At 68.6% G+C, this 23,444-nt stretch carries 24 protein-coding genes; 13 read left to right on the top strand and 11 right to left on the bottom strand.

Going from position 1 to position 23,444, the window contains the following annotated elements; translation table 11 throughout:
- Positions 1-16: 16 nt before the first annotated feature.
- Positions 17-1,429 (bottom strand): hypothetical protein, encoded by a 1,413-nt coding sequence (locus tag QM806_RS11525; protein ID WP_182623499.1) that lies wholly within the window; start codon positions 1,427-1,429, stop codon positions 17-19.
- Positions 1,430-1,449: 20 nt separating this feature from the next.
- Here QM806_RS11525 and QM806_RS11520 point away from each other — a divergent pair, with 20 nt between their 5' ends.
- From QM806_RS11520 to QM806_RS11490, 7 genes are all read left to right on the top strand, one after another.
- Positions 1,450-2,256 carry an S-methyl-5'-thioadenosine phosphorylase gene (locus QM806_RS11520; RefSeq protein WP_005567860.1) on the top strand — a complete coding sequence of 269 codons (807 nt, stop codon included), beginning with the start codon at positions 1,450-1,452 and terminating at the stop codon, positions 2,254-2,256.
- A complete protein-coding gene (locus QM806_RS11515; RefSeq protein ID WP_283291410.1) occupies positions 2,253-3,320 on the top strand; it encodes an NAD-dependent epimerase/dehydratase family protein in 1,068 nt (355 codons plus the stop codon). The genes QM806_RS11520 and QM806_RS11515 overlap by 4 nt, the downstream gene beginning before the upstream one ends.
- Positions 3,313-3,987, top strand: a complete 675-nt coding sequence (locus QM806_RS11510; protein ID WP_043790326.1) for a glycosyltransferase family 2 protein — start codon at positions 3,313-3,315, stop codon at positions 3,985-3,987. Before QM806_RS11515 ends, QM806_RS11510 begins: the two co-directional genes overlap by 8 nt.
- Positions 3,984-4,658, top strand: a complete 675-nt coding sequence (locus tag QM806_RS11505) for a TIGR04282 family arsenosugar biosynthesis glycosyltransferase (protein ID WP_005567855.1) — start codon at positions 3,984-3,986, stop codon at positions 4,656-4,658. The genes QM806_RS11510 and QM806_RS11505 overlap by 4 nt, the downstream gene beginning before the upstream one ends.
- A 50-nt stretch (positions 4,659-4,708) precedes the next feature.
- A complete protein-coding gene (locus QM806_RS11500; protein ID WP_269591127.1) occupies positions 4,709-4,939 on the top strand; it encodes a TetR family transcriptional regulator in 231 nt (76 codons plus the stop codon).
- 239 nt (positions 4,940-5,178) lie between these two features.
- Complete coding sequence (locus QM806_RS11495; protein WP_242322301.1) at positions 5,179-5,412, top strand: hypothetical protein; 234 nt, start codon at positions 5,179-5,181, stop codon at positions 5,410-5,412.
- Between the two features lie 70 nt (positions 5,413-5,482).
- On the top strand, positions 5,483-6,640 hold the full coding sequence (locus QM806_RS11490) for an alpha/beta fold hydrolase (protein WP_133985952.1): 1,158 nt from the start codon (positions 5,483-5,485) through the stop codon (positions 6,638-6,640).
- Here the strand turns inward: QM806_RS11490 and QM806_RS11485 are convergent.
- A complete protein-coding gene (locus QM806_RS11485) occupies positions 6,609-7,508 on the bottom strand; it encodes a phosphatase PAP2 family protein (protein WP_122975627.1) in 900 nt (299 codons plus the stop codon). The genes QM806_RS11490 and QM806_RS11485 overlap by 32 nt on opposite strands.
- Before the next feature lie 140 nt (positions 7,509-7,648).
- Entirely contained in the window at positions 7,649-8,434 is a 786-nt protein-coding gene (locus QM806_RS11480) for a crotonase/enoyl-CoA hydratase family protein (RefSeq protein WP_043790319.1), read from the bottom strand.
- Between the two features lie 79 nt (positions 8,435-8,513).
- Between QM806_RS11480 and QM806_RS11475 the strand changes: the two genes are divergently transcribed.
- Genes QM806_RS11475 through QM806_RS11465 form a run of 3 tightly spaced genes read left to right on the top strand, consistent with a single transcriptional unit; the run spans position 8,514 to position 11,787 of the window.
- On the top strand, positions 8,514-9,125 hold the full coding sequence (locus QM806_RS11475; RefSeq protein WP_005567845.1) for a TetR/AcrR family transcriptional regulator: 612 nt from the start codon (positions 8,514-8,516) through the stop codon (positions 9,123-9,125).
- On the top strand, positions 9,122-10,759 hold the full coding sequence (locus tag QM806_RS11470; protein ID WP_054247989.1) for an acyl-CoA dehydrogenase family protein: 1,638 nt from the start codon (positions 9,122-9,124) through the stop codon (positions 10,757-10,759). Before QM806_RS11475 ends, QM806_RS11470 begins: the two co-directional genes overlap by 4 nt.
- A complete protein-coding gene (locus QM806_RS11465) occupies positions 10,756-11,787 on the top strand; it encodes a crotonase/enoyl-CoA hydratase family protein (RefSeq protein WP_283291401.1) in 1,032 nt (343 codons plus the stop codon). The genes QM806_RS11470 and QM806_RS11465 overlap by 4 nt, the downstream gene beginning before the upstream one ends.
- Here QM806_RS11465 and QM806_RS11460 read toward each other — a convergent pair.
- Genes QM806_RS11460 through QM806_RS11445 form a run of 4 tightly spaced genes read right to left on the bottom strand, consistent with a single transcriptional unit; the run spans position 11,754 to position 14,535 of the window.
- Entirely contained in the window at positions 11,754-12,443 is a 690-nt protein-coding gene (locus tag QM806_RS11460) for a cation diffusion facilitator family transporter (protein ID WP_064079895.1), read from the bottom strand. The genes QM806_RS11465 and QM806_RS11460 overlap by 34 nt on opposite strands.
- Entirely contained in the window at positions 12,443-12,772 is a 330-nt protein-coding gene (locus QM806_RS11455) for an ArsR/SmtB family transcription factor (RefSeq protein ID WP_005253404.1), read from the bottom strand. Before QM806_RS11455 ends, QM806_RS11460 begins: the two co-directional genes overlap by 1 nt.
- Before the next feature lie 57 nt (positions 12,773-12,829).
- Complete coding sequence (locus QM806_RS11450) at positions 12,830-14,089, bottom strand: RNA polymerase sigma factor (RefSeq protein WP_283291399.1); 1,260 nt, start codon at positions 14,087-14,089, stop codon at positions 12,830-12,832.
- 5 nt (positions 14,090-14,094) lie between these two features.
- A complete protein-coding gene (locus QM806_RS11445; protein ID WP_005253402.1) occupies positions 14,095-14,535 on the bottom strand; it encodes a YciI family protein in 441 nt (146 codons plus the stop codon).
- A gap of 220 nt (positions 14,536-14,755) precedes the next feature.
- Between QM806_RS11445 and QM806_RS11440 the strand changes: the two genes are divergently transcribed.
- Positions 14,756-16,579 carry an NAD(P)/FAD-dependent oxidoreductase gene (locus tag QM806_RS11440; RefSeq protein WP_005567837.1) on the top strand — a complete coding sequence of 608 codons (1,824 nt, stop codon included), beginning with the start codon at positions 14,756-14,758 and terminating at the stop codon, positions 16,577-16,579.
- 61 nt (positions 16,580-16,640) lie between these two features.
- Here the strand turns inward: QM806_RS11440 and QM806_RS11435 are convergent, their stop codons facing one another.
- Positions 16,641-18,038 carry a wax ester/triacylglycerol synthase family O-acyltransferase gene (locus tag QM806_RS11435; RefSeq protein ID WP_005567835.1) on the bottom strand — a complete coding sequence of 466 codons (1,398 nt, stop codon included), beginning with the start codon at positions 18,036-18,038 and terminating at the stop codon, positions 16,641-16,643.
- A 435-nt stretch (positions 18,039-18,473) separates the two neighbouring features.
- On the opposite strand from QM806_RS11435, the gene QM806_RS11430 reads away from it, so the two are divergent.
- Positions 18,474-19,382 carry a glycosyltransferase family 2 protein gene (locus QM806_RS11430; protein WP_005567833.1) on the top strand — a complete coding sequence of 303 codons (909 nt, stop codon included), beginning with the start codon at positions 18,474-18,476 and terminating at the stop codon, positions 19,380-19,382.
- 62 nt (positions 19,383-19,444) lie between these two features.
- On the opposite strand, the gene QM806_RS11425 is transcribed toward QM806_RS11430, so the two are convergent.
- Together QM806_RS11425 and QM806_RS11420 are read right to left on the bottom strand one after the other, a co-directional pair.
- Positions 19,445-19,879 carry an SRPBCC family protein gene (locus QM806_RS11425; protein WP_005567831.1) on the bottom strand — a complete coding sequence of 145 codons (435 nt, stop codon included), beginning with the start codon at positions 19,877-19,879 and terminating at the stop codon, positions 19,445-19,447.
- A 9-nt stretch (positions 19,880-19,888) separates the two neighbouring features.
- On the bottom strand, positions 19,889-20,188 hold the full coding sequence (locus QM806_RS11420) for a DUF4193 domain-containing protein (protein WP_005248611.1): 300 nt from the start codon (positions 20,186-20,188) through the stop codon (positions 19,889-19,891).
- Between the two features lie 467 nt (positions 20,189-20,655).
- On the opposite strand from QM806_RS11420, the gene QM806_RS11415 reads away from it, so the two are divergent.
- Complete coding sequence (locus tag QM806_RS11415) at positions 20,656-21,036, top strand: ABC transporter substrate-binding protein (protein WP_283291396.1); 381 nt, start codon at positions 20,656-20,658, stop codon at positions 21,034-21,036.
- Between the two features lie 8 nt (positions 21,037-21,044).
- Here QM806_RS11415 and QM806_RS11410 read toward each other — a convergent pair whose 3' ends face one another.
- Positions 21,045-23,429, bottom strand: coding sequence for a glutamate--cysteine ligase (locus QM806_RS11410; RefSeq protein WP_283291394.1), 2,385 nt, complete (start codon positions 23,427-23,429; stop codon positions 21,045-21,047).
- Positions 23,430-23,444: the final 15 nt, after the last annotated feature.

Below are 23,444 nucleotides of genomic sequence, written 5' to 3'. Positions count from 1 at the left end.
TCGGATGCGCCGGCCGTCACCAGTTCGTGAACAGAAGATGGTTGACGGCCAGCGCACCGGCGGCCTGCACCGCGAGCCAGAACCGATGGCTTCCGCGCGGCAGGAGTGCGGGGGCGGCGAGAAGCCACACTGCGAACGGCAACCAGATCCGCTCGGTCTCCGCCTTGCTCAACGCGCTCAGGTCGGCGATCACCACCGCCAGCAGCGCGGAGAGTACGAGGAGGGGAACCGGCGACAGCGCCCGCACCCGCGACCAGGCGAACGCCCGGGGCAGCGCGGCGGGCACCGCCAACCCCACCGCGCAGACGAGCGACGCGAAGTTGGCCCAGCCCCAGTAGGCGAAGGGACGATCCGACGCGATGCCCTGGTAATACCGTTCCTGCACCAGTTGGTAGCCGTCGAACCACCAGAATCCGTACAGCGTGAACACAGCCGCCACCGCGAGCGCACCGACCAGCGCGCCGACCAGCGGGCGGGCCGTGCGCGCGATCACCAGGACGGCGACCGCCGGAATCGCCATCAGCGTGAGCCCGTAACTGAGGTAGACACCGAACCCGAGCAGCACGCCCGCCGCCACCGCGACGAGGGCGGGGACCGGGACGGCCCGAGTCGCCGACAGGGCCAGCAGGGCGATCCCCCACGCCACCACACCGGCGAACAGTGCGTCCGCCGACACCGCCACCCAGATCGCGGCGGGTGCGAGGACGAGGAATGGGGCCGCGCGGCGGGCCATGGCCTCGTCGCCGAGCGCACGGATGGCGACGCTCACCGCGGCCCCGGCGCTGGATCCGACCGCGACGCACAGCGCGGACGCCCAGGCACCGCCGTCGAGTCCGATCCGGTCGAGCCAGACGAACGTCAGGAGCGCACCGGGCGGATGCCCGGACACGTGGGTGGTCCACGAATCGGCCTGCAGGTCCAGGATCCGCCCCGCGAAACCGCGCAGCGTCGCGGGGATGTCCGTGACACGAGGGACCTCGTGGAGATACTCATCGGTGGAGGTCAGGCGCCCGGCGAAGCCACGCTGCCAGCCGTCGACCAGCGCGAGCGCCATCGACCACAGGGCGGAAACGAGCCACACTCCCACCGTGAGGCGACGCCACGCCAGCGTCTGTGCCAGGCCCGGCCCCCACATCACGACCGCCGCCGCGACGGCGACGGCGACCGGCGTCCCCCACCCGAAGTGCACGTCGCGGAACCCGAACAGCGGCGCGGCGTCCGCGAAGTCCCGCACGCTCTCCGCGGTGCGGTTGACGATCGGGGTGATGGTCTCGTTTCCCAGGCGCGGGACGACGAACGCGACCACCACCAGGATCAGGGCGAGCGCGGCGCCCACGACGTCGCGGTACGGAATATTCCGCTCCTCGGCGCGCTGCGGGGATCCGATGACGTCATCTCCTTCGGCGAAAGTCGCACTCGCGCCCAGCATAACGACGGAGGATTGACTGCATGACCGCAATGAGTGCACGCGAACCGGCCCGCGCGGACGTCGCCGTGATCGGCGGGAGCGGCTTCTACTCGTTCTTCGACGAGGACGCCGCGGACGTCACGATCGACACTCCGTACGGCCGCCCCAGCGCCCCGATCACGGTCGGCGACGTGGAGGGCAGGCGGGTGGCGTTCCTCCCCCGCCACGGCGCCCGGCACGAATTCGCGCCGCACACCATCCCGTACCGCGCGAACCTGTGGGCGCTGCGCACGCTGGGCGTGCGGCAGGTGTTTGCACCCTGCGCCGCCGGCAGCCTCACCCCGGACCTCGGACCGGGCTCGATGGTCGTGCCCGACCAGTTGGTCGATCGCACCAGCGGGCGCACCCAGACGTACTTCGACGGAGGCGGCGTGCACGTGCAGTTCGCCGACCCGTACTGCTCGGACCTGCGCAAGGCCGCCGCCCGGCCGGGCACCGTGGAGGGCGGTGTGCTGGTGGTGGTCGAGGGACCGCGCTTCTCGACCAGGGCGGAGAGCCTGTGGTTCGCCCGGCAGGGCTGGACCCTCGTCAACATGACGGGCCACCCCGAGGCGGTCCTCGCCCGGGAACTCGAGATGTGCTACGCCACCATCGCTTTGGTCACCGACCTCGATGCGGGGATCGAGGCCGGCGGCGGTGTACGCGCCGTGGACGTGTTCGCCGAGTTCCAGCGCAATCTCGGGTCGCTGAAGACGCTGGTGCGGTCCGCGATCGCCGCCGCGCCCGAGGGCGCCTGCGAAGCCTGCCGCGTCCACGAGGGTGTGACACTGCCGATCGAGCTGCCATGACGGGAACACGCGTACTGCTCACGGGTGCGGCCGGATTCATCGGCAGTCACGTCCGCGCCGCGCTGACCGGAGCCGGCCACGACGTCGTGGCCGTGGATGCGCTGCTCCGCTCCGCGCACGGTGCCGACGTCGAGCCGCCAGACGGTGTGCGACGCGCCGACGTCCGCGACCTTCCCGCTCTGATCGAACTGCTGCGGGGTGTGGACGTCGTGTGCCATCAGGCCGCCGTCGTCGGTGCCGGTGTGGATGTGAGCGATGCCCCGGCCTACGCCAGCCACAACGATCTCGGCACCGCGACGCTGCTCGCCGCGATGCACGAGTCGGGTTGCGAGAAGCTGATACTCGCGTCGTCGATGGTCGTCTACGGAGAAGGCCGGTACCGCAACGGGCGGGGCGAGTTCGTGGAACCGGCCGGCCGCCGGGAGAAGGACCTGGCAGCCGGAATCTTCGACGAGACGGATCCCGATACCGGAGAGCGTCTGGAGTGGGCACTCGTAGAGGAGAACTCGCCACTACGGCCGCGGAGTCTCTACGCCGCAGGCAAGGTCGCGCAGGAGAACTATGCGCTCGCCTGGGCACTGGCCACCGGCGGTTCCGTGACCGCTCTGCGCTATCACAACGTGTACGGCGATCGCATGCCGCGCAACACCCCGTACTCCGGGGTGGCCGCGATGTTCCGTTCCGCCCTCGAGAACGGCGACCCACCGCACGTGTTCGAGGACGGCAGGCAGACGCGGGATTTCGTGCACGTCCACGACGTCGCGGCGGCGAACGTGGCTGCGGTCGAGGCGGCGCTGACCGGATTCTCGGCGTTCAATGTGTGCTCGGGACAACCGATCACGATCGGCGAGGTGGCCGCGACGCTCGCGCGTTCGTACGGTGGCCCCGAACCCGTCGTCACCGGCGAGTACCGTCCCGGCGACGTGCGGCACATCGTCGCCGACCCCCGGCTGGCCCGGGAGCGGCTGGGGTTCCGGGCGCAGATCATGCCCGCCGAGGGGATCGCGGCGTTCGCGCACGCACCCCTGAGGAACGCGGCGCCGGCGGGACCTCCCCGTGTCTGAGCGCGCACCGATCCGTGCACGGGACGTCACCGTCGTGATCCCGTGCATGAACGAGGCCGGATCCCTGCCCGGAGTGCTGGCCGCGGTGCCACCCGACTACCGGACGGTGGTGGTGGACAACAACTCCACCGACGACACCGCCGCAGTCGCCGGCGCGCACGGTGCGTCGGTGGTGCGGGAGCAGGTCCCGGGATACGGTTCGGCCGTGCACGCCGGCGTGCTGGCGGCGCGAACACCGGTGGTCTGCGTGCTGGACGGCGACGGCTCGATGGACCCGGGTGAACTCCCCCGGCTGGTCGCCGCGCTGGACTCGGGCGCCGATCTCGCCGTGGGACGGCGGCGAGCTGATCGGCGCGGCACGTGGCCGCTGCACAGCAGGACCGGCAACGCCGTCCTCGCCGCACGACTCCGGCGCCGGTACGGCCTGCCGATCCACGACCTCGGGGCGATGAGAGCCGTGCGCAGACAGGACCTCCTCGACTTGGGCGTCGACGACCGCAGGTCGGGCTACCCGCTGCAGCTACTGGTGCTCGCCGGCCGCGCCCACTGGCGGGTCGTGGAGCGTGACATCACGTATCGCCCGCGCACCGCCGGCGCGTCGAAGGTGTCGGGTTCGCTGAAAGGCACCGTCGTCGCCGTCCACGACTTCTGGAAGGTGATCGGGTGACTCTCGACGTCGCGGTGCTCGTGGTCGCGAAGGCGCCGGTGCCCGGGTTCGCGAAGACCCGGCTCGCGCGGGACGTCGGCGACGCCCGGGCCGCCGACCTCGCCGCCGCCTCGCTGCTGGACACCCTGGACGCCGTCACCGGTGCGGGTGCCGCGCGGCGGGTGGTGGCGATGACCGGCGACCTCGGCCGGGCGGTCCGGGGCACCGACATCGCGTCGGCGCTCGACCGTTTCACGGTGCTGCCGCAACGGGGTGAGGATTTCGCGGAGCGATTGGTGAACGCCCACACCGACACGTTCGACGCGTTCGGCCTGCCGGTCCTCCAGATCGGCACGGACACACCGCAGGTGACGGCGGGACTGCTCGCGGAATCGGCGGACCTGCTCACCGAGAGGAAGGGCCGATGCGTCCTCGGACTCGCGGAGGACGGCGGGTGGTGGATCCTCGGAGTGCCCGACGCCGTGGCGGCGGAGGCGATCCGCCCGGTTCCCACGTCGAGTCCGGACACCGGACGCCTCACCCGGGAGGCGCTCCTCGCGGCGGGCGCCGAGGTGCTGTCGCTGCCGACGCTCCGCGACGTCGACTACGCGGCCGACGTCGCCCCGGTCGCCGCCCTCTGTCCGGAGTCCAGCCGCTTCCGCCGTGAGTACTTATTAACCGCCCGCGGTTGACAAGTACTCACGGGGCGTTGATGCGGGCAAGTGCGAGGCAGCGAGGTTCGGTGGGATCGAGTTCGATCCCATGGCTGGCCGGGGTCGCGTCGACGATCTTCGAGTCCGTGTCCGCCGAAGTCTCCGACGTCCGGTTCACCGCCCGCGCCGCGGTCGGGATCATGGTCTCGACCACCGACCTGTGGCTCGAGTCGTCGAAAGACTCCGGAAAACCGGACACCGGGTACTTCGTCGGCCAGCCGGTCGGTGAGGTCGCGCTCGACATCGAGGGACAGGGCTGATCCCGCGCCGTCCTGTTTCAGCTCGCCGTCCGCCAGGAAGCGGAAGACGTTCGGGTGCTCGGCGACTGCCGACGTCTACAAGCTGGTGGCGCCCAAGTTCAACTTCCTGCTCACCACACCGCACAAGGCGCTGCACCATGCCAGCACCGGCGACTGGGTGGTGCGGTCGGCGATGGTCTTACCAACCTGTCGCTGGTCAAGAGCAACTCCGTCGGCGCATTCGCCGGACAGTATTCGCAGTGGCGTCGAACCTGCGGGACATGATCGTCCAGTACCAGGCCACGTCGTCCGCCCAGATCGTGCAGGCCGGGCTGGCGAGCGGCGATCAGGACGCCGCCGAAGTCCTGGTGTTCCTCGACCAGACGGTCACCAACTCCAACTCCCCGGACCCTCGTGTCGACCGGAACCGCATGCAACTGGCGCTGGTCCACGAGGGCAGCGGCTGGAAACTGGCGAATGTCCAACTGCTGTAACGCACCGTAACTTCCATGCCACCGGGCCCCTCTGCTCCCGCGCGTACCATCGGAGTGGATGTCGGAGAGAATGACACGCCATCCGTCCACCGTGGCCGACTGGAGCAACGATCGCCGCAAGGCGCGTCTGCACGCGACACGGCTCGGTCACCAGTGGCAGAAATTCGGTCGCACCCGGCGCCTCCTCGCCGCGGTCGCGCTCGGGACCGTCCCCCTGCTCCTGGCCGGCGGCCAGTACTGGGTTCACGACGTGCAACCCGAACGCGAGCGACTCGCACTCACCCAGCCACAGATCCACGAGGTGTACGACGCGCAGTCGCCCGCAGACCACGACACCGCCGTCGTCGACCTGGTCGGGTTGGGCAACAAGGATGCCACCGACACGGCCCGCACCCTGTCCTCGTACGACCGCATCGGGCGGGTATGGGCGGTCCAGTACGACAACGGCGGCATCGACACCAAGGTGATCAGCGAACTGATCGCCGCCCGCGCGGCCGACGAGGGCATCGACAACATCGTCCTGTCCGGGCACAGCATGGGTGGCGTCGTCGCGCTGGAGGTCGCGCAGCACATCTACGAGGACACGGACGCCAACCTCATCGGAGTGGTACTCGACTGCACCCCGGTGGACCTGCACGCCGTCCGGGCCGGGAGCCGCGACAGCGGCGAGGACATGCTGCGGTGGATCGGCTGGCTCCCCGGCGCGCGGGAGAGCCGGACGATGCGCCTGCTGGTGGAGACCGCGGCCCGGCAGAGCAGGTTCCTCGACACGAAGTCGGACTGGTATCCGCACGTCGACGTCGACGAGTTCCGCGACGTCGTCGACGAGGTCCTCACCGAGAAGGTCCTGTCGGAGGACGTGGCGAGCAACGGGCTGATCGAATCGCAGTTCAAGACCATCGTCGCGTCCGGTGCGATCGACAACCTGAAGTCGCTGGCGGTGGAGACGGAAGACAAGCCGCGGCCCGGGATCGTCTTCGTGCGTCCCCGCGCGGGGTGGAAGGACCAGGTGGTCGACGTCGACTACACGCAGAAGATCCTCGTCGAACAGTCCGGCGGGACCGACGGCGCGCTGCTGGTGGCGAAGCTCGACGGGACCGGTCACGCGAATCCGAATCAGCAACCGGTCGCGTACAACGAGGCGATCGTAGGCCGCATCCTGCCTTTCCTCCAGCCCATGTTCGACGAGGTGTCGGTCACCAGCGACGCCGCGGGCGGCCGGCGGTGACGGCCCGGCCGGGCCATACCGTCGTGCGGGACTCCCACGCCCGTGCCAGCAGGACCGCCAGGCCCAGGTACGCCCAGCCCGCCAGCACGTCCACGACGTAGTGCTCGCCGCCGTAGACCAACACGAACGCCATGGCGAGCGGGTAGGCGACCAGCAGCGCCCGCGACCACAGGTTCTTCGCGAACGGCCAGAGAGCGACGGCCACGAGCAGGGCGAACGCCGCGTGCAGGGACGGCAGCGCGGCGACGGGGTTGCTCTGTGCCTCCAGCCACCGTGTGCTGACATCCGTGGGGACCACACCGAATCCGAAACCGGCGACGCGGCCCACGCTGCCCGAGATCACGTCCCCCTCGGCGGCCAGCCACGGCGGAACGGACGGAAGCAGGATGTAGGTGAGCAGGCCGAGATACGACAACAACAGCACCCGCCGCATGTACCCCGACCACAGGTCGCGCGAGTACACGTAGAAGACGGCCGCGACGACCCACGGAACGATGAAGTGGCTGGTGTAGACGATTCCCGTGAGCAGAGTCCACCACGGCAGCTCACCCGTCGGGGACAGCAGATTCTCCTGCAACCACACCGTGGGGATCGTGCCGCCGAACAGCCAGGTCTCCACGGACACCAGTTCCTCCGCCCGCACCGGCATCCCGAGTTCGTGGGCAAACCCCCGGCTGAGGTCGTACACGACGAGAGCGGCGATGAGCGGCAACCAGTCCCGCACGACGCGCAGATGGTCCTGCCACGGCCGGTCTATCGTGAAGGCGACGAGGCCGGCGACGATCCACGTCGCCTGGTAGATGCGGTCGGTGGGGAGCCCCAGCGTGTAGATCGTGACGGCCAGCGCGAGCAGGTACGCACACCACACCGCGCGCCGGAACCGCACTCGTCGCCAGGAGGCACCCGGCGTCCCCGGCGGCAGCGTGTTCGCGGGTGAGGACCGCTCGTCCGACCAGTCGTCCACGCGCACAATGCTATCGCCCGTGAGTGCTTATTAACCGCCCTTGGTTAATAAGCACTCACGGGCGCAGCATCACCGTGCCTGCCTGCCCCGGCGGCGAAGCGTGCGGCACCCTCGACCGTTCCGTTGGCCAGAGAGATTGCACCGTGCCGGAATTCGTTCAGCAGGGCCTGATCCTCGGTGAGCCCCGACTGCTCGAGTAGCGACAACCGGTCCTGCCGCAGGCACACCTGAGGCAGACCGGCGATCTCGGCGGCCAGCTGCCGAGCCGCGGTGAGGGCCTCCCCGGCCGCGACCTTCCGGTTGATCAGCCCGATGCTCAGGGCTTCGTCGGCGTCGACGGGCCGGCCGGTGAGGACGAGGTCCATCGCGCGACTCTCCCCGATGAGCCTCGGCAGGCGGACGGTTCCGCCGTCGATGAGCGGCACGCCCCAGCGGCGGCAGAACACTCCGAGGACGGCGTCCGCACCAGCGACCCGCAGGTCGGCCCACAGCGCCAGTTCGAGCCCGCCTGCCACCGCGTGCCCGTCGATCGCGGCGATCACCGGTTTGGACAACCGCATCCGGGAGATCCCCATCGGAGCGTCACCGTCGGGTGCGACCCGGTTCCCGTTCCCGGAACTGATCGACTTGAGATCCGCTCCCGCACAGAATGTTCCACCCTCACCGTGGAGCACCGCGACGGACGCGTCCTCGTCCGCGTCGAATGCGCGGAAGGCGTCGGCGAGCGCGTCGGCGGTGGGCCGGTCGACGGCATTGCGGACTTCGGGCCGGTTCAGGCTGATGGTCGTGACCGGGCCGTCCTTGCGGACGAGTACCACGTCGGAAGTCATCGAGTGCGCCTTTCCTCGCTGGTGCAGCCGACGCTAGCACCCTTGACGGAAGAACGGAACGGGTGTTCACTCCTTGAATATGGCCTACCGGCGCACACCCGCCGTCCAGGAACGCCTGGACGCGCTCCGCACCACCCTCATCGATTCCGCGATCGGGCTGATCGCCCGCCACGGATACGCCGGGTGCTCGATCTCCGCGGTCGCGGCCGAGGCGGGGGTCGGCACCGGCACCGTCTACCGGCACTTCGCGAACAAGGGCGAACTGTTCGCGGAAGTCTTCCGCATCGTCTGCAGTCGCGAGGTGAGCGCCGCCGTCGAATCCGGCAACGCCGCCCGGGGCGCCGAGGGCCGCTGCGTCGCCGCGGTATCCGCCTCCGTCAGCACGTTCGCCGAACGCGCGCTGCGCGCACCCACCCTGGCCTACGCGCTGCTCGTCGAGCCCGTCGACCCGCAGGTCGACACCGAACGCCTCCTGTTCCGCGAGTCGTTCCGCGACGCCCTCGCGGTCGCGATTGCCGCCGCCGTCGAGGCCGGGGAGATCCCGGAACAGGACGCGTCGGTGACCGCCGCCTGCATCGTCGGCGCCATCGGCGAAGCCCTGATTCTGCCCCTGGCCCGCGGTGCCGCCGACGGCGCGATCATCCCCGCCCTGCTCACCTTCACCCTTCGATCCCTCGGGAGCCCGACATGAGTGCCACACACGAGGTCGTCAACCAGGTGCCGCCGCTGGTCAGTTTCGACGCGGCCGATTACGCACCGATCCTCGAAGCGCTGCAACGCGAGGGCGCCCACGACGCGCTCGAGGAACTGCATGACGTCGGCCGCCTCGCCGGAAGCGAGGAGGCGCAGCGCTGGGGCGATCTCGCCGAGGCGCACCCTCCCGTCCTGCGCACCCACGACCGCTACGGCAACCGCATCGACGAGGTGGAGTACGACCCCGCGTACCACCAATTGATGACTACTGCCGTCGAGATGGGCCTGCACGGCGCGCCGTGGGCCGACCCCAACCCGCGCGCCCACCTGGTCCGGGCCGCGAAGATGGCGGTGTGGGGCCAGGTCGACCCCGGTCACGGCTGCCCGATCTCCATGACGTACGCCGTCGTCCCCGCCCTGCGCCACAACCGTGAGCTGGCGGAACAGTACGAACCGTTGCTCACCGCCCGGGTCTACGATCCGGCGCTGCACCCTCCACTGACGAAGGCCGGGCTGATCGCCGGGATGTCGATGACGGAGAAGCAGGGCGGCTCCGACGTCCGCGCGGGCACCACCCGCGCCGTGCCGCAGTCCGACGGCAGTTACGTCCTGACCGGGCACAAGTGGTTCACGTCGGCGCCGATGTCCGACGTGTTCCTCGTGCTGGCGCAGGCCCCCGGCGGACTGTCGTGTTTCTTCCTGCCCAGGGTGTTGCCGGACGGCACCCGCAACCGGATGCACCTGCAGCGACTCAAGGACAAACTCGGCAACCATTCCAACGCCAGCAGCGAGGTCGAGTACGACGAGGCCGTGGCGTGGCTGGTCGGCGAGGAAGGCCGCGGCGTGCGGACGATCATCGAGATGGTCAACATGACCCGCCTCGACTGCACCATCGGCACGGCCACCGGCATGCGTGTCGGCACCGCGCAGGCCGCGCACCACGCCGTGCACCGCAGCGCATTCGGCGCTCACCTGGTGGATCAGCCGCTGATGCGGAACGTGCTCGCCGACCTCGCCGTCGAGTCGGAGGCGGCCACGACCGTCGCCCTGTGGCTGGCCGCGCTCACCGACCGCGCGACCGCGGGCGACGAGCACGCGAACACCCTGCGTCGCATCTCGCTGGCGGTCAGCAAGTACTTCGTCTGCAAACGCGGCCCGATCCACGCCGCCGAGGCCCTGGAATGCCTGGGCGGCAACGGGTACGTGGAGGAATCACGGATGCCGCGGCTGTACCGGGAGGCTCCCCTGCTGTCGGTGTGGGAAGGTTCCGGCAACGTCGCCGCCCTGGACACCCTGCGCGCGATGGCGAAACAGCCGGAGACGCTTCAGGTCTTCTTCGACGAACTCGATTCCGCTGCCGGAGCCGACGCGCGACTCGACGCCGCCGTCGCGGATCTGAAGGCGAGTTTCAGCGACGTCAGCTCACTCGAGCACCGGGCGCGGCGGGTCGTTGGCGACATGGCGCTCGCCCTGCAGGGTGCGCTGCTGATCCGCCACGGGCATCCGGCGGTGGCCGACGCGTTCTGCGTCAGCCGGCTGTCCGGCGACTGGGGCACCGTGTTCGGGACGCTGCCGACCGGCGTCGACACCGCCGCCATCATCGACCGCGCCACACCCAAGGTGGGGTCGTGACCGGCCACGACGACCACGCCGGCACCCGTCCGGCGGCCTGGCGCGACGGCTGGGACGAGGGCGACGACTCCCTGTTCGCGGGTCGGGAACCGGATCGGCCGGACGCCCCGGCGGAGTATCGGACCCTCACCTACGAGGTGACCGGACGCATCGCCCGGATCACGTTCAACCGTCCCGACCACGGCAACGCGATCACCGCCGACACTCCTCTGGAGCTCGCCGCCACCGTGGAACGCGCCGACCTCGATCCCCGCGTCCACGTGATCCTGCTGGCGGGGCACGGAAAGGGATTCTGCGGCGGATACGACCTGGGCATCTTCGCCGAGCACGGCGGCCACACCGGCGAGGGGCCGGACCGCACGACGGGCACCGTGCTCGATCCGATCGTGCAGGCGCGCAACCACAATCCGTTCGGCAACTGGGATCCGATGGCCGACTACGCGATGATGAGCCGGTTCAACCGCGCCTTCGCGAGCCTACTCCACGCGAACAAGCCGACGGTCGCGAAGATCCACGGATTCTGCGTGGCCGGCGGCACCGACATCGCGCTGTACTGCGACCAGATCGTCGCCGCGGACGACACGAAGATCGGCTATCCCCCGACCCGGGTGTGGGGTGTGCCTGCCGCGGGCATGTGGGCGCACCGCCTCGGCGACCAGCGGGCGAAGCGACTCCTCCTCACCGGCGACTGCATCACGGGACGGCAGGCTGCCGAGTGGGGTCTCGCGGTGGAGTCGGCGCCCGCGGAGGAACTCGACCGGCGCACCGAGGACCTCGTCGAGCGGATCGCGAGGATGCCCGTCAATCAGCTGATGATGGTGAAACTCGCACTGAACAGCGCACTGCTGGCGCAGGGCGTCGCGAATTCGACGATGGTGAGCACCGTCTTCGACGGCATGTCCCGGCACACCCGCGAGGGATACGCGTTCCAATTACGCTCGGCCACAGCCGGATTCCGTGAGGCCGTCCGCGAACGCGACGAGCCGTTCGGCGATCACAAGTCGCAGCAGTCGCCGCCGGGATCCTGATCCGCGGCGCGAGCACCGACCCGCGCGGGGCAGCAGGTGTCGCCCTTCCACGCGTCGACGCCTTCCTTCACCGCGATGACCGCGATCACCAGGCCGGCGATCGGATCGGCCCACGACCAGCCAAGGGTGCTGTTGAGCAGCAACCCGACCAGCAGCACCGCGGACAGGTACGTGCACAACAGGGTCTGCTTGGAATCCGCCACCGCAGACAGGGAACCGAGTTCACGACCGGCCCGCCGCTGCGCCCACGACAGGACCGGCATCACGACCAGACTCGCTGCGGCCAGCACGATTCCGACCGTCGAGTGCTGCGCTTCGCCGACCCCCAGCAGTGACCGCACCGCGTCGACGCTCACGTACGCGGCGAGCCCGAAGAACGAGAACGCGATGACGCGCAGCGCGACCTTCTCCCGTGACTCGGGATCGCGTCCCGCGAACTGCCACGCGACCGCGGCCGCCGACGACACCTCGATCACCGAATCCAGGCCGAACCCGATCAACGCCGTCGACGACACCCGCGCACCCTCGGTGAGTGCCACGATCGCTTCGATCACGTTGTAGGTGATCGTCGCGGCCACGAAGAACCTGATCCGGCGGGACAGGACCTGCCTGCGTTCGCCGGACGGCCTGGTGGGCATGCCGAGTTCGGACGCCATCAGCAACAGCCTTCGGTCTCCGCGTCCGGGCAGCAGGACGGATCGACCGCGAGCACCAGGCCGAGCAGGTCGTCGAGGGCACGTCCGATCCGCGGGTCGGCGAGTTCGTACCGGCTCCGCCTTCCCTCCGGCACCGCGGCGACCAGACCGCAGCCACGCAGGCACGACAGATGATTCGACAGGATCTGCCGGGACACCCCGATCTTCTCGGCCAACTCCGACGGATACCCAGGCCCGGACCGCAGGCTCAGCAGAATCTGTGTGCGGGTGGTGTCCGACAGCGCGTACCCGAAACGCGCGAGGGCGTCCCGGTGGACCAGTGTCTCCACGATCCTGACTGTACATCGGTTTCTGTATTCAGGAAATCATGAATCAACGGTCGAGACTCACGGCTCGGCGTGCTCCGACGCGGCGGCGGCGCGGGCCATGAGGAGGTTCCGTTCACGGTGGGTGGGTGCGGTCGCCGCGGCGTCCTCGAGGGTCCGGGCCGCCTCGTCGTAACGACCGAGGCGTTCGAGGACTTCGCCCCGCACGGCGCCGTAGAGGTGGTGGCGCGCCAGCCGAGGGTCGTCCCGTACGGCGTCGAGAGCAGCGAGCGCCGCCTCGGGTCCGTCCGAATGCAGCAACGCCACCGCACGATTGAGTTCCACCACCGGCGACGGCGCCACCTGCGCCAGCGCGTCGTACAGGGCGACGATCGCCTCCCAGTCGGTGTCCTCGAAACGTGGCGCCCGGGCATGACACCCGGTGATCGCGGCCTGCAGCGAGTAGGGGCCGAGCGGGCGGCCGAGCCCGACTGCCCGTTCCAGCGCGGCATTGCCGTGCGTCAGAAGGGTTCGGTCCCACCGCGACCGGTCCTGATCCTGCAGCAGGACCGGCTCACCGTCGGGACCCACCCGGGCGGCGAACCGTGACGCCTGCAACTCGGTGAGCGCCACCAGTCCGTGCACCTCCGGTTCCCGGGGCAGCAGGCCGGCGAGGACACGGGCGAGCCACATCGCCTCCGACGCGAGGTCACGCCGAATCCAGTCCTCACCCGACGTGGCGGAGTACCCCTCGTTGAACACCAGATAGACCACCTCGAGCACCGCCGACAACCGTGCCGGAAGTTCCTCGCGTGCGGGCACTTCGAATGGGACCTTCGCCTCCGACAGCGTCCGCTTGGCCCTGCTGATCCGCTGCCCCATCGTCGCCGAGGGGACCAGGAACGCCCGCGCGATCTCGTCGGTGCGCAAACCCCCGACCAGTCGAAGGGTCAGTGCCACACGCGATTCCCGGGGAAGCACCGGATGACATGCCACGAAAACCAGGGTCAGCAGGTCGTCCTCCACGCCGTCGACGGCGTCCGACGCGGGCAGGGCGCTCGGCGGTTGCGCGGACGGATCGACGGCGATCTCCGTATATTTCGACTGCCGCGATCGTTCACGGCGAATGCGATCGATCGCCTTGTGCTTGGCCGTGGCCGTCAGCCACGCACCCGGTTTGCCGGGGATGCCCTGCTCCGGCCACTGTTCGAGCGCGAGCACGAACGCGTCCTGAGCGATCTCCTCGGCGATCCCGACGTCACGGACGAGGCGGGTGAGCGACGCAATGAGGCGCGGAGACTCCATGCGCCACACCGCCTCGACCGTGCGCTGGACGTCCACCGGACTCAGCCGTTCGGGTGCTGCTCGCGGATCCGCGCCGCGAGTGCCTCTTCCTTCTCCCGCAGCTCCGGAGTGAACTCGTCCCCGAAGTCCTCCGACTCGAAGATCGGCCGCACCTCGATCAGCTGGCGCATTCCGGTGCCGGGGTCGGCGGGGCACTTCTTGACCCACTCGATCGCCTCTTCGAGGGATCGCACCTCCCAGATCCAGTAGCCCGCGATGATCTCCTTCGACTCGGTGAACGGGCCGTCGACCACCGACGTCGTGCCGCCCTCGAACACCACCCGCGCCCCTGCGCTGGTCGGCTTCAGACCCTGGCCGTCGAGCATGATGCCCGCGTTCACCAATTCCTCGTTGTACGCGCCCATCGCGGCCAGCATTTCCTCGGTCGGGGCGATCTTGTCTTCGTCGGCACCTGCACCCTCGATCATCACCATGACCCGCATGATTTCCTCCTCGATTGTGGTCGGTCCAGGCCTTCTTGCCGTGGACTCACACAGTACGTCGAACGGGCCACCACGGATTTCGACATTCGCCCCGTGAGTACTTATCAACCGCGGGACGTTGACAAGTACTCACGGGCGGGATTGCAACACGATGCAACGCTTGCCGCCCGCCCCACTCCGGAGTGTGCTGTATGTCACATACCAAGCGAAGGAGAGGTACATGACACAGACGGTCCAGCCGACTGCGGTGCAGACGTCCCTGACACCTCAGGAACGAGTCGACCTGTGGTTGGCGAGCTTCGAATCCGCTCTCGCCGCGCGCGACGTCGACCGCGCCGCGGGCATGTTCGCAGTCGACAGCTTCTGGCGCGACCTGGTGGCGTTCACCTGGAACCTCAAGACGGTCGAGGGACGCGACGCCGTCGCCGCGATGCTGCACGCACGCCTGGACGACACCGACCCCGTCAACTTCCGCACCACCGAGACACCGGACGAGGCCGACGGCGTCACCTCGGCGTGGATCGAATTCGAGACCGCGACGGGCCGGGGCAAGGGACACCTGCGCCTGAAGGGTGACGAGGCGTGGACCTTCCTCACCACACTGCAGGAGTTGAAGGGCCACGAGGAACGCCGGGGACGGAACCGCGTCAAGGGTGCAGTTCACGGCTCCGGCGGCGAGACCCTGAGCTGGGCGGAGAAACGGGAGATCGAGGAGCGGGAACTCGGTTACACCCGCCAGCCGTACGTTCTCGTGATCGGCGGTGGCCAGGGCGGCATCGCGCTCGGCGCGCGGCTGCGCCAACTCGGGGTCCCGGCCATCGTCGTGGACAAGAACGAACGCCCCGGCGACCAGTGGCGCAACCGCTACAAGTCGCTGTGCCTGCACGACCCGGTCTGGTACGACCACCTGCCCTACATGCCGTTCCCGGACAACTGGCCGGTCTTCGCGCCGAAGGACAAGATCGGCGACTGGCTGGAGATGTACACCAAGGTGATGGAGATTCCGTACTGGTCGTCCACCACCTGCACGTCCGCGACGTTCGACGAGGAGACCGAGGAGTGGACCGTCGTCCTCGACCGCGACGGCGAGGACGTGGTACTCCACCCGAAGCAGCTGGTGCTCGCCACCGGCATGTCGGGCAAGCCGAACATCCCGTCGTTCCCGGGTCAGGACGTCTTCCGGGGCGAGCAGCACCATTCGAGTCAGCACCCCGGTCCGGACGCCTACGTGGGGAAGCGCGTCGTCGTCGTGGGAGCCAACAACTCGGCTCACGACATCTGCAAGGCGCTCTTCGAGAACGGCGCCGACGTGACGATGCTGCAGCGGTCGTCCACGCACATCGTGAAGTCGGAGTCCCTGATGGATCTCGGCCTCGGCGACCTCTACTCGGAGCGCGCTGTCGCGGCGGGAATGACGACGGAGAAGGCCGACCTCACGTTCGCGTCGCTGCCGTACAAGATCATGCACGAGTTCCAGATCCCGATCTATCAGAAGATCGCCGAACGGGACAGGGACTTCTACGACCGACTGGAAAAGGCCGGATTCAAGCTCGATTTCGGTGACGACGGGTCCGGTCTGTTCATGAAGTACCTGCGCCGTGGGTCCGGCTACTACATCGACGTCGGCGCGTCCGACCTCGTCGCCGACGGCAGCATCCACCTCGTGTCCGGACAGGTCGACCATCTCATCGAGGACGCCGTGGTTCTCACCGACGGGACGGAACTGCCGGCCGACCTCGTCGTCTACGCCACCGGCTACGGGTCCATGAACGGCTGGGCCGCCGACCTCATGGGTCAGGAAGTGGCCGACAAGGTCGGAAAGTGCTGGGGCCTCGGCTCCGACACCACCAAGGACCCCGGACCGTGGGAGGGCGAGCAGCGCAACATGTGGAAGCCGACCCAGCAGGAAGCGCTGTGGTTCCACGGCGGCAACCTGCACCAGTCGCGGCACTACTCGCTGTATCTCGCTCTGCAGCTCAAGGCCCGGCACGAGGAGATCCCGACACCGGTCTACGGGCTGCAGGAGGTGCATCACCTCAGCTGATCGCCCCCGACATGCAGCGGCGCCCCGCATCACCGGTGCGGGGCGCCCAGGCGCGCACCGGTCATATGGTCGAGGTCGATGCCCCCACTGCCGCCGCCAGGGAGTCGAACTGTGCGTGGATCAGCGCCACGTAGCGCTCGGGGTCGTCCATCATGTTCGGAGTCGTGAGAACCGAGATGGTCAGTGTGTCGCCGAGCGAATGGATCGCATGTGTGAGACCCTGTCTGTCCGTCAGCGCCGCGGCACCGTACGTCGACACGGCCTGCGCGTCCCGCAGCCACAGATCAACGCCACCGCGTGCGACGTTGGTCGTCACGACGTTGAAGTATGGAACCGACGAGGTAGAGGACGGCAACCGTGATGCGATCCAGTTGATCGCCCGCACGACGAAACCTGGAGTCACGTCGACCAGCGACTCGGAACGCAGAACCTCGGCGCGCTGTTTGCGGTCCCGCTCCGCCGCTGTGGAGGTGTGGATCGCGCGGAGCCGCTCGAGGGGGTCGTCGATGTCGGTGTGAAGATCGACCTGCAGGACCGTGATCTGGTTTGCCGACTCCAAGTGTCCGAGCGACCGGAGCGACATGGGAACATTCGCCGCCAACGATTCTTCGGTTTCCTCGCCGACTTCCCGTAGGTAGTCGCGGAGGGCGCCCGAGACCACCGTCAATGCCACGTCGTTGACCGTCGCGTCCCCTGCGGCTCGGATGGCCCGGACGTCGTCGAGCAGGAACGAAGCGGCGTCGAACGTCCGCTCCGGGCCCACGCTCCCGTTGAACCTCGTGGCCGGTCGCGTCCTCGGTGGCATCCGGACGTCTCCGCTGTCGACCGCGGCCTTCACTTCCTTGCCCGCGGCCGAGACGTGCCGGATGCCTCGCACGAACGCGCGCAACTGCCGTGAGATCGTCGGTATCGCCTGCCTGACCGATTTCGGCCCGACTGGCGTTTGCGGCCCCGTCACCTGCTCTCGGTCAACCTGAGCGGCGAAGAGTCGTCGGGTCATCTCCAGGGTGGCCGTGCCATCGCCCACCGAGTGGTGGAACTTCAACAGCACCGCCGACGCGTCCGCGACACCATCGATGTCCGTCAACCCGGTAACGACTTGCATCTCCCAAGGCGGACGCTGCAGATCCAACCCGCGGCCAACGAACTCCGAGGCGATGCGGCGGAGCTCGCCCCACCCTCCGCCTCGCGCATCGGTGACCTCGAGGTGGTTGTCGATGTCGAAGTCGTGGTCCGCCACCCAGCTCGGGTGGTCGAGATCGAGGGGCACACGCTGCAGTCGACGCGTGAACACGTCCACCGTGGTCACCCGCTCGGCAACGAACGCCCTGACCTCGCCCGGGGTCATCGAACCTCGCGGATCCGTCGACGTGTCGAAGACGTACATCGCGATGCTGAGTAACGGGGTGTTCTCCTGCTCCAGGTACACCCATGCGGCGTCGCGTGGTGCCAACTTCACTTTCTCAGCGCTCCTTCTGCGTGGACGACGTTCGATCGACTGGGGATCCGGCCCCTTCGAGCAGTAGCACGGGAGCCGACTGCAGCGCGAGTCCCCCGCGAAGGATCCCTCGCCGATCCGCCGTGGGAAGTGATTGAAGAATCGAGCAGTCTCGGAGAGAGTTGGCGGATTGTCGGGGGTCACGAACCCACCGGGCGATCCCGGCGGGGACCGCGCGCACACCGCGAAACATCTTCGCGGTCTACCCACGGTAGACCCCGGTGGGCGGACGATGCCGGCACGCGCTCCACACTCCGAAACATCACCGATAGATCGGCGCCATCCTGCACTCGTGCCTCGGCGGTCGTATCGTCGGTCGTGTTCCCACCTCAACCACAACCAAACCCGTGAGTATGTAGAGTGCTCTTCGACCACCCTCCACCAAAGGATCGTGCGATGACGCAGCCCCCCACCGATGGGCAGCAGCAGAACCCACCGGAGAACGAGCCTCGACCTGCACCAACACTGACCGTCGTCATACCGGTCTACAACGAAGAGGCCACCATCGGTCGAGCGCTCGACGCGCTCGTTGCACAGGGCGACCAAATCGACGAGATCATCGTCGTCGACAACAACTGCACCGACGACACCGTCGCCGTGGCCCAGGCACACGAAGCCGCGGGCAGACTTCGCATCATCACCGAGGAACAGCCCGGCCTGATCCCCGCCCGCAACGCAGGTATCGCAGCAGCGAAGACGCCGATCGTCGCGCGCATCGACGCCGACACCGTCGTGCAGCCGGGTTGGGCGCACTCGATCCGCGAGTTCTTCGCCGCCGCCGACCCGGAGTTCGGGGCCGCACTCGGCCCGTTCGAGCAGTACGACATGCCACTCCAGGGCGTCCAGCGATTCATGGTGCGCGTGGCATCCGACACGAAGAAGGACGCCGGGGTTCAGGAAGCTCGCGGCGTGTACGGGGCGAATATGGCGGTGCGCAAGAGCGCGTGGGAAACCATCCTTCCCGCACTGCACGAGGGCCGGGGCATCTGGGAAGACTCGGACATCTCGCTCTCACTCCAGGGTGCGGGAATCAAGATCGCAATGCTGCCCGGGATGAAGGTACAGGTGTCCGGCCGGCGGATGCTGTCGTCTCGCAAGTCGTATTTCGAGTACACGGCATCACTCCCCCGCACGCTGCGCGCCCACGGGTTGACGAAGCAGGCACGCGTCTCGTGGATCGGTGTGTGGCTGGTCCGGGCGATGTACTTCGCGGTCTGGATACCCACGCGCAGTTTCGACCCGGTCACCCGCAAACACAGTGTGCGGCGGATCTTTTCGGATCACGAGGACCGGATCATACCCTGATCCGAGGGGACGAAGCGCCCTCACTCGTCGAGAGTGAGGGCGCTGGTGAATCGTGGTACCGCTTACCTCGCTTCGAGAACCCCGGTCATCTGTTTGACGGTCTTGGCCGCGAGCACCTCGAATGCGAGGCGGGCGACGGGGTCGGCGAATCGCGCCAGGCCGGTGAAGTGGAGTTGCGCGCGGTAGGTGATCGACGTGGAGGCGTCGTCCACCTTCTCGAACGCCAGATCGTCCGACGTGGCTGCGGTCTTGTTGCGACCTTCGAAGACGACGTGATCGGGGTCGTCGCGGGTCATGCGGTAGGTGAGTTCGGTGGTGCGTCCGAAGAACGACGACACGTTGTGCCATTCCGTGCCCACCCCCACCGGGCCGGGGGTGGTCTGCTCGCACTTGTCGGTCCCGGGATCCCAGGCCGTGGTGTTCGCGAAGTCGCGCAGGTACGCGACGACTTTCTCGAGCGGTGCGGCGACGGTGAACGTTCTACTGACCTCGGCCACTCGGGCCTCCTATGCGCAATCGCGGCAAATCAGCTGTCCGCCCTCTTCGGACGCGAGACGCGACCGATGATGGACCAGGAAGCAACTGCTGCAAGTGAATTCGTCGGCCCTCTTCGGGACGACGCGGACCGTGAGTTCCTCACCGGACAGGTCGGCGCCGGGCAGTTCGAAAGACTCCGCCGTGTCGGTCTCCTCGACGTCGACGACGGACGACTGCGAGTCGTTCCTCCGTGTCTTCAATTCTTCGAGCGAGTCCGCGGCGAGTTCGTCGTCGACGGTAACCCGTGGTGCGTCGTAGTCGGTTGCCATGACTTCCTCCCTTTGGCTCATGTTCCCCGTGTCGTGAAATTCCACACTTGCGGGGCACGGTTGCTAGACAACGCACCGATCCCGCGTTTTGTTCCCGGGCGGCCACAGCTCGTCCCGTGATTGCGGGATGCCCGTTCCGGGTACCACTCAATCAGCCGATCAGAAGGTGGTCAGTTGATGACGAGTGCCCACGACGAGCTCGGCAATCCCGTGCCGGACCCGGAGCCGGTGCCGCCGGATCCAGGCCCTCCTCCGGTGCCGCCGACGCCGACGCCGCCTCACCCGTTTCCGCCCGAGCCGGGCCCCGAACCTGCACCTCCCGAGCCCGGACCACAGCCGGAACCGCCGGGACCTCCGGGACCTCCGCCGACGCCTCCGATTCCCGAGCCGACTCCCCCGTTTCCGCCGCAGATGCACGGCCGGGACCGCTCCCTGTAGGTCAGCCTCACCTACAGGGAGGCGTGTGGATGCGAACGCTCGACCGCCGCAAGTTCCTGACGGTGAGTGCCGGGGTCGGCCTGGCCGACGCCACGTGGCTCTGGGCCCAGGACGCGCTCGGCGGGACGCACCCCGAAGTCTTCAACCGCGGACAGTTCACCGGTGAGGCCGTTTCGCGTACGAGGCGAACGTTCTACGTCCGCTCCCCGAACGACCCGCGCTCTCTGATGACGTCGCTCGGGTTCGTCGTCCCGGAGCAGATCGCGCAACTCGCAGCCGACCAGGACGCGTTCACCATCAGCAAGGAGCAGTTCGACATCGACGTCCTCGTCTGGAATGTCCTCAGCCTCCCGTACGCCGTCGAGGCGACGGTGCCGAAACTGGCGGATGCCGCCGCCAAACCGGCCTGACGCCGCGGTCACCCGGACTGGTCTTCGAGCCGGGTGAGCGCGACCAGCGTCCGGACCCCGTGGATCATGGCGCGTTCGTCGAGGTTGAACCCCGGCTGGTGAAGCTCTTGCCGGGTGCCGATCCCGTCCCACACGCCGAGTCTGGCCATCGCGCCCGGAACCTTCTCGAGGTACCACGCGAAATCCTCGCCGCCGCTGGACTGATGGGCCTCGGCCAGGTGGTCGAAGCCGACGACCGATTCGATCGCCTCCCGTAGGTCGGCGGTGCAGTCGGGATCGTTGACGACGGGCGGGACGCCCTGCAGGTAGGAGAGTTCGTACCGCACGTTGTACGGCGCGAGCAGGTGACCGATCGTGTCCGTGACCAGCGGTTCGAGCGAGGCCCACGTCTCGCGGGACGCGCTGCGCAGGGTGCCGACCAGTTCACCCGATTCGGGAACGGAGTTCGCGACCTGCCCGGCGGCCACCTTCCCCCAGGTGAGGACGGTCGCGGTCCGGGCATCGATCCGGCGGTCGAGCACGGACGACAGACCGGTCACCAGGACGGCCGCGGCGTGGATCAGATCGCCGGTCAGATGGGGTCGCGCGGTATGTCCCCCCGCCGACCACAACCGCACGGTGACGGAGTCGTTGGACGACGTGATCGGCCCGGTCCGGGTGGCCAGTTTGCCGACTTCGAGATTCGGGTCGCAGTGCAGTGCAAAGATTTTCGACACCCCGTCGAGTGCGCCCGCGGCGATCGTGTCGACCGAGCCGCCGGGGGTCGTCTCCTCCCCGGGCTGGAAGACGAGCCGGACCCGGGACGGCGGCGGGTATTTCGCCAGGACGGATGCCGCCCCCATCAACATGGTGGTGTGGGCGTCGTGACCGCACGCGTGTGACACCCCGGGCACCCGCGACTCGAACGGGAGACCGGTCGTCTCGGCGATCGGCAGCGCGTCGAGGTCGGCGCGCAGCGCAATGCACTCGCCGGTGTCCGGACCGACATCGCACCACAGGCCCGTTCCGCCGGGCAACAGGACGGGTGCGAGCCCGAGACCGACGAGGTGGGCGCGCACGACGCCGGTGGTCCTGCGTTCCTCGAACGACAGTTCCGGGTGCGCGTGCAGATCCCGGCGCCACTCGATCAGCTTTTTCTCGTCGAGCTCCGTCGACTCCGTCCAGTTCATGTCGGCGGTGTCGCCGCGGTCCCAGAACCGCGCGCTCCAATATCGCCGGGTTCGGCCGGCACCGGTCGACCTCGGGCCGAGCTCGCGCGGCGCGGGTGGCGTCTCCGCTTCGGGAAGGTGCTCGGAGCGGCCCGCCGTCTCCGCGAGCAGCAGATCGACCACGTCGGTGAGCCGGCCACGGCGACCGAGCGCCTGACGTTGCCGGGCGGCGGAGCTGCCGTGGGCGGTGGCCTCGGCGGACAGCTCCACCACGGTGTCCCAGTCGCCGGTCTCCTCGAGCTGCGGCCGGAGCGAATTCACGAAGTCGCCGACGAGTTCCGCCGCAGGACGGGCCTGCGGAACCGTCACGTCGACGAGGTCCTCCTCCAACCCCGACCGCGCCGCCCGCCACAGTGCCGCCCTGGTCAGGGTCGGGACGACCTCGACGCCCTTCGTCCCGGCGCGCAAACCCTCCACCTCGCGTTCCACGAGCGCACGGAACAGTGCGGTGACGAGCACGACCGTGTCCAGTCGCGGGCAGCTGTCGCACACCCGCAACTCCAGGGTCGGAAGTTTCACCGACGGCCGGACGTCGAAATACGCCATACCGGGGTCACTGATCACCCCACTGGCGACCAGGTCGTCGATCAGGGTGCCGTATTCGGCAGCCGAGGAGACCGGCGCGGCCGGACCGGTGCTCGGCCAGCGCAACCACAGAAGCGTCCGCGCGCTGGCATAGCCGGTGTCCGCACCGTCGGACCGGAACGGGGAACTCGCGCTGAGCGCCAGGAGGACTGGCATGTGCGGAGCGACGCGGTGCGCGACCTGCACGGCCTCGTCGCGGTCGGGCAGGTCGACGTGAACCTGCGTGCCGCAGATCAGCTGCTCGCGGGCGAGCACCTGGTAGTCCGCGAGCATGCGCCGGTAACGCTGCGTCCCCGTCACGTGCATCTCGGCGGGCAGCGCCAGCGGCATCGAGCCCGCGGCCGCCACGCCGATGCCGAGCCCCTCGGCCGCGTCGATCAGCACTCTCCGATGCCGCTCCAGGTCGTTCCGCAGGCCGTCGAGGTCGGCGTACACACCACTGTTGACCTCGACGACGCACTGCTGAAGTTCATCGACGAACACCCCGTCGGGAAGTCGTGCCAGCAACTCCGGCGCGCGGGTGGTCAGGCGCCGGGTCTTGCGATCGATGAGGTGGAATTCCTCCTCGACGCCCACTTTCCGTGGGTCGCTGGCGAGCACGATGTGCCTCTATTT

It is taken from the genome of Rhodococcus sp. IEGM 1351 (genome assembly GCF_030056875.1).
GTDB lineage: Bacteria > Actinomycetota > Actinomycetes > Mycobacteriales > Mycobacteriaceae > Rhodococcus_F > Rhodococcus_F opacus.
The sequence above is the reverse complement of the archived record's forward strand: the minus strand, read 5'-3'. Positions and strand labels throughout refer to the sequence as shown.